The 17,910-nt window shown below is 41.4% G+C and carries 16 protein-coding genes; 7 read left to right on the top strand and 9 right to left on the bottom strand.

From position 1 onward, the window contains the following. Positions 1-79: 79 nt before the first annotated feature. The 3 genes from BCY91_RS15265 to queG all read left to right on the top strand — a co-directional run bounded on the left by BCY91_RS15265 (position 80) and on the right by queG (position 2,113). Positions 80-472, top strand: coding sequence for a DUF1573 domain-containing protein (locus BCY91_RS15265; RefSeq protein WP_120182977.1), 393 nt, complete (start codon positions 80-82; stop codon positions 470-472). A gap of 73 nt (positions 473-545) precedes the next feature. Next, a complete protein-coding gene (locus BCY91_RS15260; RefSeq protein ID WP_120182976.1) occupies positions 546-1,175 on the top strand; it encodes an HAD family hydrolase in 630 nt (209 codons plus the stop codon). A gap of 32 nt (positions 1,176-1,207) precedes the next feature. Then, on the top strand, positions 1,208-2,113 hold the full coding sequence (gene queG, locus BCY91_RS15255; RefSeq protein ID WP_120182975.1) for a tRNA epoxyqueuosine(34) reductase QueG: 906 nt from the start codon (positions 1,208-1,210) through the stop codon (positions 2,111-2,113). Between the two features lie 151 nt (positions 2,114-2,264). Here queG and panB read toward each other — a convergent pair whose 3' ends face one another. Beyond that, complete coding sequence (gene panB, locus BCY91_RS15250; protein ID WP_120182906.1) at positions 2,265-3,080, bottom strand: 3-methyl-2-oxobutanoate hydroxymethyltransferase; 816 nt, start codon at positions 3,078-3,080, stop codon at positions 2,265-2,267. A 223-nt stretch (positions 3,081-3,303) separates the two neighbouring features. On the opposite strand from panB, the gene carA reads away from it, so the two are divergent. Continuing rightward, entirely contained in the window at positions 3,304-4,401 is a 1,098-nt protein-coding gene (gene carA, locus BCY91_RS15240; RefSeq protein ID WP_120182904.1) for a glutamine-hydrolyzing carbamoyl-phosphate synthase small subunit, read from the top strand. Between the two features lie 79 nt (positions 4,402-4,480). Here carA and BCY91_RS15235 read toward each other — a convergent pair whose 3' ends face one another. The 7 genes from BCY91_RS15235 to rhaT form a co-directional block, all read right to left on the bottom strand. Next, positions 4,481-5,071: a LutC/YkgG family protein gene (locus tag BCY91_RS15235; protein WP_120182903.1), complete on the bottom strand. Its 591-nt coding sequence runs from the start codon at positions 5,069-5,071 to the stop codon at positions 4,481-4,483. Beyond that, the gene (locus BCY91_RS15230; RefSeq protein ID WP_120182902.1) at positions 5,064-6,440 is read right to left on the bottom strand and encodes a lactate utilization protein B; all 1,377 of its coding nucleotides are present in this window, start codon (positions 6,438-6,440) and stop codon (positions 5,064-5,066) included. Before BCY91_RS15230 ends, BCY91_RS15235 begins: the two co-directional genes overlap by 8 nt. Beyond that, positions 6,437-7,177 carry a (Fe-S)-binding protein gene (locus BCY91_RS15225; protein ID WP_120182974.1) on the bottom strand — a complete coding sequence of 247 codons (741 nt, stop codon included), beginning with the start codon at positions 7,175-7,177 and terminating at the stop codon, positions 6,437-6,439. The genes BCY91_RS15230 and BCY91_RS15225 overlap by 4 nt, the downstream gene beginning before the upstream one ends. 185 nt (positions 7,178-7,362) lie before the next feature. Continuing rightward, positions 7,363-8,742, bottom strand: coding sequence for an FGGY-family carbohydrate kinase (locus BCY91_RS15220; RefSeq protein ID WP_120182901.1), 1,380 nt, complete (start codon positions 8,740-8,742; stop codon positions 7,363-7,365). Between the two features lie 259 nt (positions 8,743-9,001). Beyond that, a complete protein-coding gene (locus BCY91_RS15215) occupies positions 9,002-10,276 on the bottom strand; it encodes a sugar isomerase (RefSeq protein ID WP_120182900.1) in 1,275 nt (424 codons plus the stop codon). A gap of 90 nt (positions 10,277-10,366) precedes the next feature. Then, on the bottom strand, positions 10,367-12,487 hold the full coding sequence (locus BCY91_RS15210) for a bifunctional aldolase/short-chain dehydrogenase (protein ID WP_120182899.1): 2,121 nt from the start codon (positions 12,485-12,487) through the stop codon (positions 10,367-10,369). Positions 12,488-12,505: 18 nt separating this feature from the next. Next, positions 12,506-13,582 carry an L-rhamnose/proton symporter RhaT gene (gene rhaT / locus BCY91_RS15205; protein WP_120182898.1) on the bottom strand — a complete coding sequence of 359 codons (1,077 nt, stop codon included), beginning with the start codon at positions 13,580-13,582 and terminating at the stop codon, positions 12,506-12,508. Between the two features lie 253 nt (positions 13,583-13,835). Here rhaT and BCY91_RS15200 point away from each other — a divergent pair, with 253 nt between their 5' ends. The 3 genes from BCY91_RS15200 to BCY91_RS15190 all read left to right on the top strand — a co-directional run bounded on the left by BCY91_RS15200 (position 13,836) and on the right by BCY91_RS15190 (position 16,461). Further along, positions 13,836-14,213, top strand: coding sequence for a BlaI/MecI/CopY family transcriptional regulator (locus tag BCY91_RS15200; protein WP_120182897.1), 378 nt, complete (start codon positions 13,836-13,838; stop codon positions 14,211-14,213). Beyond that, entirely contained in the window at positions 14,210-15,820 is a 1,611-nt protein-coding gene (locus BCY91_RS15195; protein ID WP_120182896.1) for a M56 family metallopeptidase, read from the top strand. The genes BCY91_RS15200 and BCY91_RS15195 overlap by 4 nt, the downstream gene beginning before the upstream one ends. A 185-nt stretch (positions 15,821-16,005) precedes the next feature. Further along, positions 16,006-16,461, top strand: coding sequence for a DUF4112 domain-containing protein (locus BCY91_RS15190; RefSeq protein ID WP_120182895.1), 456 nt, complete (start codon positions 16,006-16,008; stop codon positions 16,459-16,461). A 61-nt stretch (positions 16,462-16,522) separates the two neighbouring features. Here BCY91_RS15190 and BCY91_RS15185 read toward each other — a convergent pair whose 3' ends face one another. Then, complete coding sequence (locus BCY91_RS15185; protein WP_120182894.1) at positions 16,523-17,764, bottom strand: aminotransferase class I/II-fold pyridoxal phosphate-dependent enzyme; 1,242 nt, start codon at positions 17,762-17,764, stop codon at positions 16,523-16,525. Between the last annotated feature and the right edge of the window lie 146 nt (positions 17,765-17,910).

Here is a 17,910-nt window from a genome sequence, read left to right as displayed (position 1 = left end):
CGTTTTAAACAACAATTTAGATGAAGGGTTGAGGTTTTTGGCCTTAAAGTTTCATCACCACAAAAAACAAATTAAAAAGATGAAAAAGATTCTGTTATTATGTTCGGTGATTATGGGTTTTATCGCTTTTACAGCGATGCAAGACAACAAAGCCGAATTTAAATTTAACGAGGAAACTCATGATTTTGGCAAAGTGCCACAAGGAAAGCCGGTGTCTTTTGTTTTTAAATACACCAATGTAGGTAACGAGCCTTTAATTATTACCGCGGTTGAATCTACCTGCGGATGTACCGTACCTAGTGTAGAGCCTAAACAAGGCACGCCTGTATTAAAAGGACAATCCGGTTCTATCACTTTAACTTATAATGCGGCTGTAGCTGCACCGTTTAATAAGTTTGTAAAAATCACCTCAAACTCTAAAACACCTTTAAAAATGCTTTACATTAAAGGCGAGGTAGAAGCAGCTAAATAACCAGCGAAAAAACAATTGAAGAGCCATTTCTGTAATCGGAATGGCTTTTTTTATGATGAAACAGCACCAAAAAATGTTAGAAGGAATAAAGAACATCATTTTTGATTATGGCAACGTAATTTTTGAAATTGATTTTCCGCGCGCACAAAAAGCGTTTGAAAAGTTGGGAATAAAAAATGTAGAAAGCTTTTTTGCGCACAAAGGGCATTCATCGTTATTTGACCAGTTTGAGACCGGCACCATCAGCGCTGCCGAATTTAGAGACGGGATTAGAAAAGCCGCCGATAACGACGCATTGAGTGATCAACAAATTGATGACGCTTGGAATGCGCTATTAATTGGTGTAATGGATGGCAACCATGAGCTTTTGCTAAAGTTGAAAGAAAAATACCGCACGTTTTTATTAAGCAATATCAACGAAATTCATTTAGCAAGGGTGCACCAGCATTTAAAAGAAAAATTTGATTTAGAAGGCAACGAAGGCTTTTTTGAAAAAATCTATTATTCGCACCTGGTAGGCAAACGCAAACCTAGCCCCGAGATTTTTAGACAAGTGCTGGATGAAAACAACTTAAAAGCAGAAGAAACCTTATTTATTGATGACAGTCCGCAGCACCTGAAACCTGCCGCTGCAATGGGAATCCGCACGTACCTGCTCACCTATCCCGATAGTATCCGAAAAGTTTTTGAAGAATTGTTATAAAAGTGTACAACTTAAAAGAAAAATACGCCGCAATGATTAAAACCGAAGCACTTCGTTTAGGTTTTTCATCGTGCGGGATTTCTAAAGCTACATTTTTAGAGCAAGAAGCCCCAAAGCTGGAAAACTGGCTTAAAAATGATTTTAACGGCAAAATGGATTATATGAACAACCATTTTGACAAACGTTTGGATCCGCGCCTGTTGGTAGACGATGCAAAAAGCATCATCTCTGTTACTTTAAACTATTTTACACCGGCCAAACAGGCTGATGACAAGGCACCTAAACTTTCGAAATACGCTTATGGGATGGATTACCATTACGTGTTGAAAGACAAACTGAAAGCTTTAACAAATTTTATTACTGAAGAAATTGGCGAAGTAAACGGAAGAGCTTTTGTAGACTCGGCACCGGTATTGGATAAAGCCTGGGCACAAAAAGGCGGCTTGGGCTGGCGCGGAAAAAACACCAACCTGATTTCTAAAAACAATGGTTCGTTTTTCTTCTTGGGCGAGCTGATTGTTGATTTGGATTTACAAGAAGACGCCCCTTTTACCACCGACCATTGCGGCAGCTGTACGCGTTGTATCGATGCCTGCCCTACCGATGCTATTGTTGCCCCCTACGTGGTTGACGGTAGCAAGTGCATCTCGTACCTCACTATAGAACTAAAAGAGCAATTGCCCGGCGAGTTTAAAGGAAAAATGGATAACTGGATGTTTGGTTGCGATGTTTGCCAAGATGTATGTCCCTGGAACCGCTTTTCGGTACCTAACCAAGAACCATCGTTTCAGCCCCATCCAGATTTGCTGCACATCAAAAAGCATGAATGGGAAGATATTACCACCGAGGTTTTCCAAAAGGTGTTTAAAAAATCGCCGGTGAAACGCACCAAATACGAAGGCTTAAAGCGAAATATCGATTTTTTAAAGCAGGTGTGAATTGGAGAGCAGAGAACAATGACACGAATTAGAGAGAAAAGAACGAAGATAAAAGAACCAAGACTTTGCTAAATCGCTGACTTCCCTCGCGAACAAACTAACCCCTAACCAACTGACAAACCAACACCTAATCAACTAAAAAACCAACCAATTAGTATTGCTCTGTTGCGTTTGGGAAATCGTTGCTTTTAACGTCGTTCACATAATTTTGTACAGCGCCACTAATTTGGCTGTACAAATCTAAATATTGCCTTAAAAAACGCGGGCGGAAGCCTTTGGTAAGTCCAATCATATCATTTACTACCAATACTTGGCCATCGCAATGCGGACCTGCACCGATACCAATGGTTGGGATGCTTAGGCTTTGAGTAACTTCTGCCGCTAAGGCTGCGGGTATTTTCTCTAAAACCACCGAAAAACATCCTGCTTGTTGTATACGCAAAACGTCTTTCTTCAATTTTTCTGCCTCTGCTTCTTCTTTTGCGCGTACCGTATAGGTTCCAAATTTATAGATAGACTGAGGTGTTAAGCCTAAGTGGCCCATTACCGGAATGCCCGCGGCTACAATACGCTCAATAGATTCGGCTACCTCTCCGCCACCCTCCAATTTTACGGCGTGCGCACCAGACTCTTTCATAATGCGGATTGCCGAGTTTAAGGCCTCTTTAGAATTACCTTGATACGAGCCAAAAGGCAAATCTACCACCACCAAAGCCCTTTTTACACCACGGATAACCGATGATGCGTGGTAAATCATCTGGTCCAAAGTAATAGGTAAAGTAGTTTCGTGACCAGCCATCACCATAGACGCCGAATCGCCAACCAACACTGCATCAATACCGCCTTCATCTACCACAGTTGCCATAGAATAGTCATAAGCGGTAAGCATCGCAATCTTTTCGCCCTTATTTTTCATCTCTTGCAAACGGTGTGTGGTTACCTTTTTTAGCTCTTTATGTACCGACATGGCCCTTTTTTATGTTTGGTATGCTACAAAGGTATAAAAATGAACGTGGCATAAAATTTAAAAAAATCTTAACACACTATCGGATTTTTGCCTGCAAACACCTAACTTTGCACCCCGAGATGAATAATAAGAAGTTCTCATTTCTTTATCCTAACATCCACGGAAGTCTAATTCCTTATTTTCATCGTTTTTCAAAGCATCCATTACCAAAAAATTTCTTAAAATGAGCGCAAACTACACCAAATTGCCGGCGGTACTTCTCTTAGCAGACGGAACAGTTTTTCATGGCAAAGCAGCCGGAAAAATAGGCACCACTACTGGAGAAATCTGTTTTAACACCGGCATGACGGGCTACCAAGAAGTATTTACCGACCCATCCTACTTCGGGCAAATTATGGTAACTACCAATACGCACATTGGAAACTATGGCGTTGCCACAGAAGAAACCGAATCGGGCGATATAAAAATTGCCGGTTTGGTATGTAAAAACTTCAACATCCCTTTCAGCAGAAAAAAAGCCGACCAAACCATCCAAGATTATTTTCAGGACGAGAATTTGGTAGGTATTTCTGATGTTGATACCCGCGAATTGGTAAGACATATTAGAGATAAAGGTGCGATGAATGCCATTATCTCCTCAGAGATTTTAGATATTGACGAGCTAAAGGCAAAATTAGCAGAAGTGCCTTCCATGGACGGCCTTGAACTATCATCACAAGTAAGCACCAAAGAACCTTATTTTGTAGGCGATAAAGACGCAAAGGTTAAGGTTGCAGTTTTGGATTTGGGGGTAAAGAAAAACATCTTGAGAAATTTTTCTGAACGTGGCGTTTACGCTAAAGTATTCCCGGCGAAAACTTCTTTTGAAGAGATGGAAAAATGGAGCCCTAACGGCTATTTCATATCTAACGGCCCTGGCGACCCGGCGGCAATGCCTTACGCGGTAGAAACGGTAAAAGAAATTTTAGATTCGGATAAGCCGATGTTCGGTATATGTTTAGGACACCAGTTATTGGCTTTAGCAAACGGTGTGGGCACGGTAAAAATGTTTAACGGTCACCGCGGCTTAAACCATCCGGTAAAAAACATTATTAAAAATCAATGTGAGGTAACCTCTCAAAACCACGGTTTTGGTGTAGTGGCAGATGATATTAAAAAATCTGACAAGGTAGAAATTACTCACGTAAACTTAAACGACAATTCGATTGAAGGGATCAGGGTAAAAGGGAAAAACGCATTCTCGGTACAATACCACCCAGAATCATCTCCTGGCCCGCATGATTCGAGATATTTATTTGATGATTTTATAGCCATGCTATAATACTAAAAAGCCCAATCTGAAAAGATTGGGCTTTTTTTATGCCTTTTAAATTTTAAGGACGAACAAATAATTTTAGCTGCTAGATTATAAACACGCGTAAACTGCGCGGGCCGTGTGCGCCTAAAACCAAACTCTGTTCAATATCAGCAGTTTTAGATGGCCCCGCTACAAAAGCGCCATAACCATAAGATTTACCGGCGATACGCTCATAAGCCCGGTGCATGGTGGGCACTACCTCTTCTTTTTTTAGCACAAAAGCCAAGTGTTGCGGTATAAAAAGCATCAAACGCTCGTCAAACAGATGGTCATCTATCCAACAGGCCCCGTTTTCGGCAACTGCAAAGTGGGTAGGCAAAATTATCAGTTCTGCATCGGCCAAGGTGTGGTTATCGGCGCCGGTGTATTTCTCGGCTATGGTGCTAAATTCGTTTAAAGGAGATATTACGCGCTTGCCTTTTAAATCAAAATCTTGCTGAAGCTGGGCTATTATTTCCTCGTAGCTATTTACACGATAGGTTTTTGCGCCAATAAACTCAACGGTTTCAATAAACTGTGCTAAATCTTCGTCTTGATTTAAGTTATCTTGATAAAAAAAATCTAAAGACGGCAGTTCTTTCAAATCTGGCTGACTTGCTTTTACCGCCGCTAATATTTGCTCTTTACTAGTCATTGTTCTTTCTGTTTTTGCTGTACCACTCGCCAAAGGATGATTTTGGTACCTCGGGCATATCGCGGTGTAAATACCAAGCGTTTAACTTATTGTTTACCACGAAAGGAGCGTATTTTAGTGTAGTACGCGCCGCTTTACCTGCTATGCGGTACATGGTTGGCGATGCTAAAGTTTTTGCCATCACCTGCATAGCAACGGTTTTTTTAGGATCTGCATAGCCTTCTTGTACAATTACCTGGCGCCATTTGTACAGCTGATCATGGATATCTATTTTAACCGGACACACGTTACTGCAGGATCCGCAAAGCGTTGATGCAAAAGGCAAATCGGCGTGTTTCTTCATGTCGAAATTTGGCGATAAAATGGAGCCGATAGGCCCCGCAATTACCGCATTGTAACTGTGCCCACCGCTGCGGCGGTAAACTGGGCAAGTGTTAAAACAAGCCGAACAGCGTATACATTTTAGAGAAGCGCGGAAATCTGGACGGCCTAATTGGCGGCTACGTCCATTATCCACTAAAATAATGTGCATGGCTTTACCTTTAGCAGGCTTGGCAAAGTGGCTCGAGTAGGTAGTGATAGGCTGGCCGGTTGCACTACGGGTTAATAGCCGTAAAAACAGGCCTAAATGCCTGCGTTGTGGAATCAATTTTTCTATACCCATACTGGCAATATGGATATCTGCCAAATGCACACCCATATCGGCATTACCTTCATTGGTACAAACCACAAATTCGCCTGTTTCTGCAATAGCAAAGTTAACCCCGGTAAGGGCGGCTTTACGTGTTAGAAATACGTTGCGTAAACTTTGGCGCGCGGCTTCCGTTAACAGCTGCGGGTCTGCACTGCCTTTTGGCGTACCTAAATGCTCGTGAAAAAGTTCACCAATTTCTTCTTTCTTTTTATGGATACAGGGCAATACGATATGGCTTGGCGGTTCTTTTGCCAACTGCACAATACGCTCGCCCAAGTCAGAATCGATGACCTCAATTCCGTGGTCGCCTAAAAAATCATTCAAATGGCACTCTTCGGTAAGCATAGATTTGCTTTTGACCATTTGCGAAATGTTACGCTCTTGCAAAAGCTTTAAAATAATGTTGTTATGCTCTTCTGCGTTTGCAGCCCAATGTATGGTTACGCCGTTTGCCTGCGCATTGCGCTCAAATTCTTGCAAATAATGGTGCAGGTTAGAGAGTGTGTGGTTTTTGATCTGGGATGCTGTGTTTCTCAGTTCTTCCCATTGCGGGATGTTATGCGATGCGCGGTCTCTTTTTTGCCGGATAAACCATAATGTTTCATCGTGCCAATCAACTCGCTTTTCATCTTTATTAAATTCTTTTGCCCTTTGGGCGTGGTCTGCTACTTTCATCTTACACCTCCGTTTAAAATCTCTGCAATGTGTATTACCTTAACGGCGCTGTTATCGCGGTGCAGCAAGCCTTCCATGTGCATTAAGCAAGACATATCCACACCGGTAATATATTCGGCGCCATGCAAAGTATGATCAGCAACACGGTCCTTTCCCATTTTTACCGATACGGCTTCTTCGGCTACACAAAATGTACCGCCAAAGCCGCAACATTCGTCTACCCTTCCCAAATCAATCAGTTCAATACCACTCACCATGTTTAGCAAGTGCACTGGCTTTGAAAAAGGGGCGGCTGTTAGCTCGCTCATTTGTGCCAGCTTTAGCCCTCTTAAACCGTGGCAACTTTGGTGGATGCCTACCTTATGAGGGAAGCTAGCATCGAAGCTTTCTACTTTTAAAACGTCTGTTAAAAAAGTAACCAACTCATAGGTGGTGGCTCTAATTTTAGCAGCTTCTTCTGGGAAACGTTCATCATGCAGGTGGTCCTTTACATGCAGTACACAACTGCCAGAGGGGGCAACAATGTAATCGAATCCTTTAAAGTTATCAACAAAATTGCGGTCGCAACCGCCGGTAAGATGGGCATAGCCCGAGTTAGCCATAGGTTGGCCACAGCAGGTCTGGTTTTTCGGGTAAGTAACGTCGCAACCGTATTTCTCTAAAAGCTGTAGGGTGGCTATGGCGGCATTAGGAAAAAACTGATCTACATAACAGGGAATAAATAAAGCAACTTTCATCTGCTTGAAATTGATTTTTACTGGAGATAGCGCCTTGCCCATTTAGGTAAAATCACGGCTTTGCTATCATTCCCAAAAACCATGATGGGGCTCATCTCTCCCGATTTTGTTAAAAAATGTTGCCGGCTTTTTTAGAGTTTAAATGCCCAAAGCTTGGCTAAGCGATGGGCATCCAAAGGCTTTTATTAATTTTTTACCGGCGATACAAAGAGCTTTAGTGCTATCATATCTGTTGGCAAAGGTTTGGTGTTCCAGTGTTTATGTATGGCAACTGCTGCGCCCATTGAGGTTGCTTGCGCCATTGATGCGGCGTAAACTTCTATTTCCGGAAAAACCATCGCCAGGAGATTCATAAAAATCTGGTTTTTTGAAAAACCTCCGTCCACGAAAATCCGCTTTACGGATGTGTTTTTTAAAACCAATTGAGTTGACTTGTACTGCTTAAACACTAAGGTAAAAATTAGGTTGTGGTAAGCTTCCTCATCATCCACAAAACCTTGCAAATCTGTATTTGCAAAATTAAAATAATCATCGGGCAAACCGTCAAAATAGGCTGCCAAATTTTGATCCGGCAAATATCTCTGAATAGTTGGTAAAGATAACTTAATGGTTTTGTACTTGCCCGCGTTAGTGCCAAAATGCTCTACAATGCGTTTTACTTCCTGCTCGTGCTCGAAACCCGAGAAAACCCGTGAAGCTTTAATGGGTTTGCCTTGATAAGAGAGGTAACATAAACAATCCTTATCGAGCTCGGCTTTGGTTAAAGACTGGCTGTTAAAGGGGTTTAAGCTGATACACCATGTACCCGTAGAAAGCAAGATAAAAGGCTCTTTGAAGCTTTCGATATAGGGAATTAAAGCCGCAGAGCTATCATGCAGGCCAACGCCTGTCAAATAATTTTCGCTAGGGAAAGTAGATTGCATGACGCCATCGCCCGGAAAAATTGGCGCTAGCTTTTGGGCCAAACCTTCCTGGTAAACCCAAGCATGGTAGTCGTTTTTCTCGAAATCCCAAAAATTGGTATGGCAACCAATACTGGTAATATCGCTGTGCATTTTACCGGTAATGATAGAGCTCATATACTGCGGCAAATGCAACGCATATTTGATTTTTTCAAATAGCTCGGGCTTTTCGTGCTTGATGCGGTAAAACTGCATACCTGAATTTAAGCTACCCAAAACCGGTGAAGCTGTTTTTACCGCTACGGCTTCTTCGCCACCGTAAGTAGCGTAAAACTCATTTTGAAGCGCTTGTGGATAAGCTTTTAAATAATTATAAAGCGGTGCTAAAGGTTTGCCAAGCTCATCTACATACACCAAACTTGCACCGTAAGTAGAAAAATTGATGGCTTTAATGTCGAACTGCTTGTTGCGCAATACTTCGTGCAACGAATCAAAAACAGATAAACGTAGGCTTTCTAAATTCTCGCACGCATCGCCATCTTCGTCTTTGGTCTCTATAAATCTTGCCGAGCGTTCAAAAACAATTTTGTAGTCCTCATCAAACAAAAACAGCTTTTTGTTGGTTTTGCCGATGTCGAAAATGGCTATTACTGGGATCTTCATTTTTTAATTTGGATTTAGATGTGAGATTTGAGGCGTGAGATATGAGAGCCGAAATATTCACAAACATATCCGAAATATAATTTGGGCGTTTTTAACACATCCGCCAGCTGGCGGATGTATCTTTTTTGCCTATCCTTCGACTCCGCTCAGGATCACAAAAAAGGATGCTGCTTCTATCGTTAACGCAAAAGAAACAAAAACGTGAGATTTGAAAGTCTTACAAGTTCTCAAATCTCACATCTCATGCCTCGTATCTCCTTTAAAGTCCCGTAGCCTTAGTTTCCGATCCTCTTTCTTTAATTAGGTTTTCGCGCACTTTAGCCGAACGGAATAAATCTATAGGGTTTAAAGCACCGCCTGCCTGTAATCTGGCTTCGGCTACTAAGGGGCGAACATCCGTACGGTAAGCTTGTTGCAAAATTTCTTGAGCCAAACTTACATCGTTTTTCTGTTGCGCGGCCTTTAAAGCTTTCCGGTCAACCAGCAATGCCTGTGCGTAAGCCATCATAATTGCCTCTACAGACTGTAACAAATCTTCTAAAGGATCTTTTACGTTGTGCGATGCGTCTATCATCCATCCCAAACCGCTTGCATGATCTATACCCGCGTGGTCCATACCGTCTACCAGCTCATTAAAAATGAGGAACAATTGGTAAGGTTTAATGGCACCGGTGGTTAAATCATCATCGCCATATTTAGAGTCGTTAAAGTGGAAACCGCCCAATTTACCTTCCATCAGCAATAAAGAAACTATTTGCTCAATATTAGCGTTTGGCAAATGGTGCCCTAAATCAACCAAAGTATAGGCTTTTGGACCTAGTTTAGAAGCATAAAGCAATGACTGCCCCCAATCTGCAACGGTTGTTGAGTAAAAGTTTGGCTCGTTAGATTTGTACTCTACAAACATTTTCCAATCTTCTGGCAATGCCGCATAAATCTCTTTTAAGCTGGCTAATGTATTTTCAAAAGCCTCGCGGAAATTCAGCTGGCCCGGAAAACTGGAACCGTCTGCCAACCAAACGGTCAAAGATTTTGAACCCAAAGCCACGCCGTGCTTAATTACCTCGATATTATGTGCTACGGCTTGGTCGCGCACGTTTTTATCCACGTTTTGCAAAGAACCAAATTTGTAGCTGTATTTTTGGCCAGGCTGGTCTTGGAAGGTGTTAGAGTTCATGGCATCAAACTTTAAGTTTAAGGATTTTGCCAAGCTCATAATTTTCTCTGCATCTTCTGGAATATCCCAAGGGATGTGCAATGAAATAGCGCCACTTGATTGGTTTAACTGGTGTAATAAACCAATATCTTCCATCTTTTGCTCTAAATTGCTAGGCTCGCCACCACCAGAAAAACGGCCGAAACGTGTGCCACCAGTACCTAGAGCCCAGCTTGGAATAGCTATCTGGAAATCTTTAAGTTTTTGGATAAGGGATTTTGCACCCTCGTTTTCTTCTAAGAAAAAAGCCAGTTTTTTTTGGTGTTTACCCGCCAAGGCTGCATTGTGCTCTTCAATTAATTTTTGATCTAATCTCATAATTGGATGTTAAGCCCCCTTGCGGGGGCAATGTTAATTAAAATATCTCGCTTAAGTTTCCTCTCTTTTTAAGAGGGTTTAGGTGAGGCTCTATCTTGCAAAAGCCATTGCCACGCCACCGTCAACATTAATCATGTTACCGGTTGATTTTGACAGCAAACCGCCTGTTAAAGCAAAGCAGGCGTTAGCAATATCTGCCGGAAGAATGATTTTGTTTAGCAAGGTACGTTTTGCATAATAAGCAGGCAACTCGTCTACAGTAATACCGTAAGCTTTAGCACGGCCTTCGGCCCAGCCACCAGCCCAAATGTTGCTGTCGCTGATTACCGCGTCTGGGTTAACCACGTTCACCCGGATACCATCGGCGCCAAGCTCTGCCGCATTTAACCTGCTAAGGTGCAGTTGGGCTGCTTTTGCACTGCCATAACCGGCGTTATTAGGCCCGCTTACCAAGGCGTTTTTACTTACGATGTTGATAATATCGCCGCCCATGCCCTGTTTTTTCATTACGGCGGTTGCGGCTTGCGTTACCAAAAACTGACCTTTCACCAAAACATCATACAATAAATCCCAATCTTTTTGGCTGTGGTCTTCAATGCTTTTAGAAATAGACAAACCTGCGTTGTTAACAATGATATCTACACCGCCGAAGCTTAAAGCAGCTGCTTTCATAGCTACTTCAATTTGTGGCTGGTTGGTTACATCTAACTCTGCGGTAGCGTAAGCATCTTTACCGAAGTCTTTTTTAAACTCTTCCGCTGCCTCGGCTAAACGCTCGGCATTCATATCGTTTAAAATAACGCAAGCACCTTCCTCTACAAATTTACGTGCGATAGCTTTACCTATACCGCCCGCACTACCGGTAATTAAAGCAACCCTGCCAGACAAAGCTTTCGGCTTTGGCATACGTTGTAATTTTGCTTCTTCTAGTAACCAGTATTCGATGTTGAAAGCTTCTTGGCGTGGTAGAGAGGTGTACTCGGACACTGCCTCGGCACCTTTCATTACGTTGATGGCGTTGGTGTAAAACTCTGCCGCCACACGCGCAGTTTGTTTGTCTTTAGAGAAAGAGAACATCCCTACACCCGGATAAATGATGATAACTGGGTTGGCATCGCGGATTGCGGGACTGTTATCGTGCTTACAAGTGTTATAGTAATCGGTGTACATTTTACGGTAAGCATCAAAAGCCGGAGCTAATTTTTCTTTTACCGCTTTTACATCACTTAAATCCTCGTCTTTAGCCAAATCTAAAACCAGGGGACTAATCTTGGTTCTTAAAAAGTGATCTGGGCAGCTGGTTCCCATTGGTGCTAAACGGTCTAAATCATTTGAGTTGATGAACTCCAAAACGCGATCGTCATCTGTAAAATGCCCCACCATTGAACGTTCGCTAGAACAAAAACCTCTCAAAATTGGAGCTATTTCTGCTGCTTTGCTTAAACGGTCGGCCTTGATTAGGCTCTGAACTTTTTGCCCACCGAAAACCGGACCTTTTTTGCCATAGTTTTGTTCAAGGTAATCCGCACATCGCTCAATAACCTCAAGCGTGTTTATATAACTTTCGTAAGCGGTATCGCCCCAAGTAAACAAACCGTGCGAGCCCAACATAATTCCACGGATTCCAGGATTTTTGTCTAAGCATTCTTTTAGTTGCAAGCCTAAATCAAAACCTGGCTTTTGCCATGGCACCCAACCTATGGTTCCGCCAAAAAGTTCTTGAGTTATTTTTTCACCGTCTTTTGCTGCCGCGATGGCAATGGCTGCATCTGGGTGTAAGTGATCTATATGCTTGAAAGGTAAAAAGCCGTGTAAAGGCGTATCAATTGATGGCGCTTTTGAATTTAAATCGTAAATGCAATGGTTAAAAAGCTCTACCATTTCATCTTCGTGCTCAATACCGCGGTAAATGTTTCTTAAAGCTCTTAGCCTATCTACGTATAAGGCTGCCAATCCGCTTTTCTTCAAAGTACCAATATCACCACCCGAACCTTTGATCCACATAATCTCTACTTCTTTACCGGTAAGCGGGTCTTTTGCCATCGCCTTGCACGATGTATTGCCACCACCGTAGTTAGTGAGCCTTAAATCTGCTCCTAACAAGTTGGATCTGTATATAAGCAAGGCTACTTCATCACCTGCAAGTTTGGCCGCCTCGGCCTCGTCCCACAAGTAGCTTACATGTTTAAAGGATGTTGTGTTAGCTGACATTCTGATATAATTTTGATATTATTTAATTGAATTTCCGTATCCTACAATTAGGATTGATATTAAAATGATGATAATTCCGATGATAACTGTGCCCAAGGTTTTGGTGCGCACGCCTTTCCATTCTTTTAAGATTAAGCCCCATAGGTTGGCTACTAAAATAATGAAAGCCATGTGCAAAATCCACGAGCTGGCACCATTGCCTAAACGGCTTTCGCCCATTCCGTAAAAGAAAAACTGCAAAAACCAAGTAGTACCTGCAATAGCAGAGAAGATGTAATTTTTAAGTAAAGGAGTGCTGCTGTTTGTATAATCGCCAAACGTTTTGTTACGCGCATTTAAAATCATACACCAAATAAAGTTGGTTAACAAACCGCCCCACATAATGATGATATAGGTAACGTTGTTCTGGTACAGGAACTCGCCCTGGCCTGGGTTCATCGCTTTCCAGGCTTCGTTGGCCTGGTTGGCCATGTCTTTACCGGCATCAATACCGAAGGCGAAACAAGCACTTAAGATACCCGATACTATGGCCACGAATAAGCCCAAACCGACTTTAAACTCGGTGTTAGATGCGTCTTTTTCGGCATGGCCAAGGTCTTTATCTTTCATACCGCCGGCAACACCGCATACCACAATACCCACAATACAGATAAATAATCCTAACAAAACCAGCTGGCCCCAGGTAGAACCCAGAATCATGCTGATGCTATCTTTACCTTCTGAAGGGTAAAACTCGTAAAAAATAGATGGAATTAGGGCTCCAAAAACAGAGCATAAGCCCAAAATAATGGAGCTACCGAGCGCAACCCCCAAATATCGTACTCCAAGACCGTAAGTTAAACCGCCAATGCCCCAAAGCACACCGAATAAAAAGGTGTAAAACAACACCGTGCCTGATGCTTCCCTAATGATATCTGCAAAACCCGGGATGGTTAAATAAGCCGCAATGGGCGGAACAATTAACCAAGAAAAAAGCCCTCCGATAATCCAATAACTTTCCCAAGCCCAACCTTTAACCTTCTTGTAAGGAATGTAGAAGCTACCCGAGGCAAAGCCTCCAAAGAAATGATAAATTACACCAATTAATGCTTGCATAGTAGTTTAACCGTTTAAGTTTAAATTTTATGGTTTGGCTAAAATAAGCGCTACAATTTTAAAAACTGTTATGGACTGTCATGGAAAAACGCAAAAATAAACAAACCCTAATGCCGTAAACTGCTTTACAGCAAATACGATCCTGGCGGACCAAATACACCTAATAAAGCAGACCAAAAAATAAAAACTAAAAAAATAGTTGTATAACTAAATACTTAGTTTTAACTTCGGTTAAGTCAAATGAACGCATATTATGGAGATTAAAGAGTTAACCAAAGCAGAAGAACAGCTGATGCAGGTATTGTGGGATTTGCAAAAGGCATTTGTGAAAGAGGTAATGGATCAGTTGCCCGAACCCAAACCCGCTTATAACACGGTAAGTACGGTAATAAGAATCTTAGAGAACAAAGGTTTTGTTGATCATATTACTTTTGGCAAAAGCCACCAATACTATCCACTTATTAGCAAAGAAGAGTATAAGAGTTTTGCCACCGAAAAACTTTTGAACGGATATTTTGAAAACTCGGTAGAAAGTATGTTTTCCTTTTTTGTGAAAAAGGAGAAGATTGATTTGGCCGAAGCCGATGAGATTATGAAACTGATTGAAAAAATGAAAAACAAAAAATCATGAACTGGGCCAGCTATCTTATCCAAGCCAACCTGTACCTGGTGTGTTTTTACGCCTTCTATTGGTTTATTTTAAGAGAAGAAACTTTCTTTAATTTAAACAGGATCTACCTTTTAATATCGGCAACAGCCGCCACCCTGATACCCATTGTAAAAGTGGCTTGGTTTAATGAAGCAGCGCAACCTGTTCAACAACAATTTATAGTTGCAACTACCCTATTGATGGATGGATACGCATCGCCAATTGAAGACTCCTGGACATTTGGTGATGTGTTCATCTTAGTTTACGCGGGTGTGATGGTGATAATGACCGTGAGGTTGATTTACAAATTTGTCCTATTAAACCGACTGTTAAAAGGCAGAAATAAAAACACAGCCTTTTCTTTTTTTAAAAAGATAAGGATTAGTAAAGGCTTACCCCAACAAAAAATAATAGGAACACACGAGTTGGCACATGCCAAACATTTCCATTCTGCCGATGTGCTGCTGTTTGAACTTTTAGCAGTTATGAACTGGTTTAACCCTATCATTTATTTGTATAAAAAATCTATTAAACATATTCACGAATTTATTGCTGATGAGGTTGTACTGAAAACAGAAACCGACAAGCATACCTACGCTCTTTTATTGCTGAGCAAAAACTTTGGAGTAGCTACCCATACTTTAACTAACAATTTTTTCAATAAATCTTTATTAAAACGAAGAATAGAAATGATGAACAAAACTAAATCCCGAAAAACAGCCATTATCAAATATGGCCTGTCTGCACCGCTATTTCTTTTGGCAATGGTACTTTCCTCTGCTAAAATTAGCGAGAGTAAAACAATAGACAACCTTTCTGAAAAGGTGAAGCCAACAAAGGAAATCGGCGGAATGCTTTTCCAAAAAGTTGTGGGCAACTTGGCGGAACCAAAAGCGCTTGTTGAGCATCAAACATCGGCAGTCCGTTCAAAACCGATTTCCCTAAAATCAGATTCTATTGAGAAGCCGAAATCGGACAAAAACTTGATGTTGAACGAAGTATCTGTAGTCGGTTACGGCAACTCCACAAATGACACAAATAATCACGAAATATTCACGAATGTTGAGGTTCTTCCTTCTTTTCCGGGTGGTTTAGAAGCATTCGGAAAGTTTCTGGCCCAAAACTTAAGATACCCAGATCAAGCAAAAAAAGATAAAACACAAGGAAGAGTCTTCTGCCAGTTTGTAGTGGAGAAAGACGGTAGTTTGAGCAATATTAAGGTTGTGAGGGGAATTGGCGGCGGGTGCGATGAAGAAGCAGTGAGGGTATTGGCTATTTCCCCAAAATGGCATCCGGGCGTACAAAACGGCAGACTTGTGCGCGTTGGTTACACGATACCCATTTTATTTAATTTGCAAGAAGAAAAAGTAGAAGGTAACACCATAAGAATATGGACTCCCATAGGCGATTCCTCTCCAGAAAACAAGCCACTACTTATATTAGATGGTAAAGAATTCAAAGGCGAAATAAGCGACATAAAATCCGATAACATTAAAAGTATCAATGTTTTAAAAGACGAATCAGCCACTAAAAAGTATGGCGATAAAGGCAAAAATGGGGTTATCGAAATCACCACCAAAAAGAAATAACTTTCGCTTCCTTGAATCCTTAAACTTACGAAGTTTTTGAAACTTCGTAAGTTACATACCAGTTTTGACACAACAGAGTAAGCGTTTATAAATTATAGCCGGCAAACACCAGACTTTAAATCCGTTCAAAAGATTACTGGCACAAAAATCGACGGGCATTTTGAATATTCAAGCCGAAGTACAGAATGTCATCATCACCAAATAAACTCAAAAACGTTGAAGCTGTTTCCAAACTTTTGGACAGCCAGTTTAAAATTGGCGGTTTCCGCTTTGGCTTAGACCCGATTTTGAACTTTATTCCATTTGCGGGCGATGGCGCATCGGCATTAATTTCTGTAATGCTGGTTTATACCATGGCAAAGCATGGCGCAAGCAATAAGTTGGTGGCTAAAATGCTGTTAAATGTTTTGGTTGATTTTGTTTTAGGTGCCATCCCTATTGTAGGATGGTTTTTTGACTTTTTCTTTAAAGCCAACGAAAGGAACATCCGGCTGTTAAAAGAACATTATAACGAAGGGAGGCATCAAGGCAGCGCAGGGCCAGTAATATTGGGCGCTTTAATCATCTTCTTCATTTTTTTAGCGCTCTTACTTTGGGCTATCTGGAGTTTATTAAGTTATCTGTCCGACTTGATTTTCTAAAAAGTCTCTCACTCAAAACAACAAAGCCTCTCCAGAAAATTCCGGAAAGGCTTTGTCTTATTTATGCCGTTGCCGGTTGCTTATCTTTATAATAACCTTTTTCTAGTTTCTCTCTTACCTGGCTAAAAGCATCTAAAGTGCGCTTAACATCTTCTAAAGTGTGCATTGCCGTTGGAATTAAACGCAGCATGATTAAGCCTTTAGGGATAACCGGGTAAATTACGATAGAACAGAAAACACCGTAGTTTTCCCTTAAATCCATTGTAATTGCCGTGGCCTCACTTAGCTCGCCTTTTAAAAACACCGGCGTTACTACCGAGTTGGTTACGCCAATATCAAAACCTTTTTCTTTTAGGCCGTTTTGTAATGCGGTAGCAATTTCCCAAAGTTTTGCTTTTAGCTCTGGCTTAGTCCTTAATAGCTCTAAACGCTTTTTAAGACCTAAAACCATTGGCATTGGTAATGATTTTGCAAAGGTTTGCGAACGCATATTGTAGCGCAGATAGTTGGTAATTTCTTCTGTTGAAGCGATGAAAGCGCCAATACCTGCCATTGATTTTGCAAACGTGCCAAAGTAAACATCAATATCTTTCATTACACCTTGCGCTTCGTGTGTACCCGCACCGGTTTCGCCCATAGTACCAAATCCGTGTGCATCGTCAATTAAAATACGGAAGCTATATTTCTGTTTAAGGGCAACAATTTCTTTTAGTTTACCTTGCGCACCAGACATTCCAAATACGCCCTCGGTAATTACTAAAATTCCGCCACCGGTTTGTTCGGTTAATTTGGTGGCGCGCTCTAGTTGTTTTTCTAAGCTGTCGATGTCGTTATGGGTAAATACGTAGCGTTTGCCCATGTGTAAACGAACACCGTCAATTATACAAGCATGTGACTCGGCATCGTAAACGATTACATCGTTACGATCTACCAAAGCATCAATTGCAGATAAAATTCCTTGATAGCCGTAGTTTAGTAAAAAAGCGTCTTCATAACCCGTGAACTCGGCTAAAGATTTTTCCAATTCCTCGTGATGGTTGGAGTTTCCGGACATCATTCTGGCGCCCATTGGGTAAGCCATGCCGTAATCCTGTGCCGCCTTGGCATCGGCTTCTCTCACCTCTGGGTGATTGGCCAAACCTAGATAATTGTTTAAGCTCCAAACTAAATGTTCTTTGCCTCTAAAATTCATGTGAGGCGCTATTTCTCCTTCCAATTTAGGAAATGAGAAATATCCATGAGACCATTTTTGGTGTTGACCCAAAGGCCCCATGTTCTTTGCTATCTTATCAAAAATATCCAAAATATGATGTTGTTTTAATAGTGAACTTTATAAAAAACCGCCGCAAATTTACTATTTCTATTAGTGAATAACAATTTGTTAGCTGTGCAGAAAGTCATTAAACAAAAAAGCCATTCGCTATTGGAATGGCTTTTCATGCTTATTTT

It is taken from the genome of Pelobium manganitolerans (genome assembly GCF_003609575.1).
GTDB classification, from domain to species: Bacteria; Bacteroidota; Bacteroidia; order Sphingobacteriales; family Sphingobacteriaceae; genus Pseudopedobacter; species Pseudopedobacter manganitolerans.
Note: the sequence above shows the minus strand (reverse complement) of the source record. Positions and strands in the feature narration are given on the sequence as shown.

Excerpts from the sequence above, each read along its gene's own strand:
- carA (WP_120182904.1), top strand. The coding sequence starts at position 3,304 with ATGAGCGCAAACTACACCAAATTGCCGGCGGTACTTCTCTTAGCAGAC.
- BCY91_RS15215 (WP_120182900.1), bottom strand. The coding sequence starts at position 10,276 with ATGAGATTAGATCAAAAATTAATTGAAGAGCACAATGCAGCCTTGGCG.
- queG (WP_120182975.1), top strand. The coding sequence starts at position 1,208 with ATGATTAAAACCGAAGCACTTCGTTTAGGTTTTTCATCGTGCGGGATT.
- BCY91_RS15210 (WP_120182899.1), bottom strand. The coding sequence starts at position 12,487 with ATGTCAGCTAACACAACATCCTTTAAACATGTAAGCTACTTGTGGGAC.
- BCY91_RS15220 (WP_120182901.1), bottom strand. The coding sequence starts at position 8,742 with ATGAAGATCCCAGTAATAGCCATTTTCGACATCGGCAAAACCAACAAA.
- rhaT (WP_120182898.1), bottom strand. The coding sequence starts at position 13,582 with ATGCAAGCATTAATTGGTGTAATTTATCATTTCTTTGGAGGCTTTGCC.
- panB (WP_120182906.1), bottom strand. The coding sequence starts at position 3,080 with ATGTCGGTACATAAAGAGCTAAAAAAGGTAACCACACACCGTTTGCAA.
- BCY91_RS15235 (WP_120182903.1), bottom strand. The coding sequence starts at position 5,071 with ATGACTAGTAAAGAGCAAATATTAGCGGCGGTAAAAGCAAGTCAGCCA.
- BCY91_RS15260 (WP_120182976.1), top strand. The coding sequence starts at position 546 with ATGTTAGAAGGAATAAAGAACATCATTTTTGATTATGGCAACGTAATT.
- BCY91_RS15225 (WP_120182974.1), bottom strand. The coding sequence starts at position 7,177 with ATGAAAGTTGCTTTATTTATTCCCTGTTATGTAGATCAGTTTTTTCCT.
- BCY91_RS15200 (WP_120182897.1), top strand. The coding sequence starts at position 13,836 with ATGGAGATTAAAGAGTTAACCAAAGCAGAAGAACAGCTGATGCAGGTA.
- BCY91_RS15190 (WP_120182895.1), top strand. The coding sequence starts at position 16,006 with ATGTCATCATCACCAAATAAACTCAAAAACGTTGAAGCTGTTTCCAAA.
- BCY91_RS15230 (WP_120182902.1), bottom strand. The coding sequence starts at position 6,440 with ATGAAAGTAGCAGACCACGCCCAAAGGGCAAAAGAATTTAATAAAGAT.
- BCY91_RS15265 (WP_120182977.1), top strand. The coding sequence starts at position 80 with ATGAAAAAGATTCTGTTATTATGTTCGGTGATTATGGGTTTTATCGCT.
- BCY91_RS15195 (WP_120182896.1), top strand. The coding sequence starts at position 14,210 with ATGAACTGGGCCAGCTATCTTATCCAAGCCAACCTGTACCTGGTGTGT.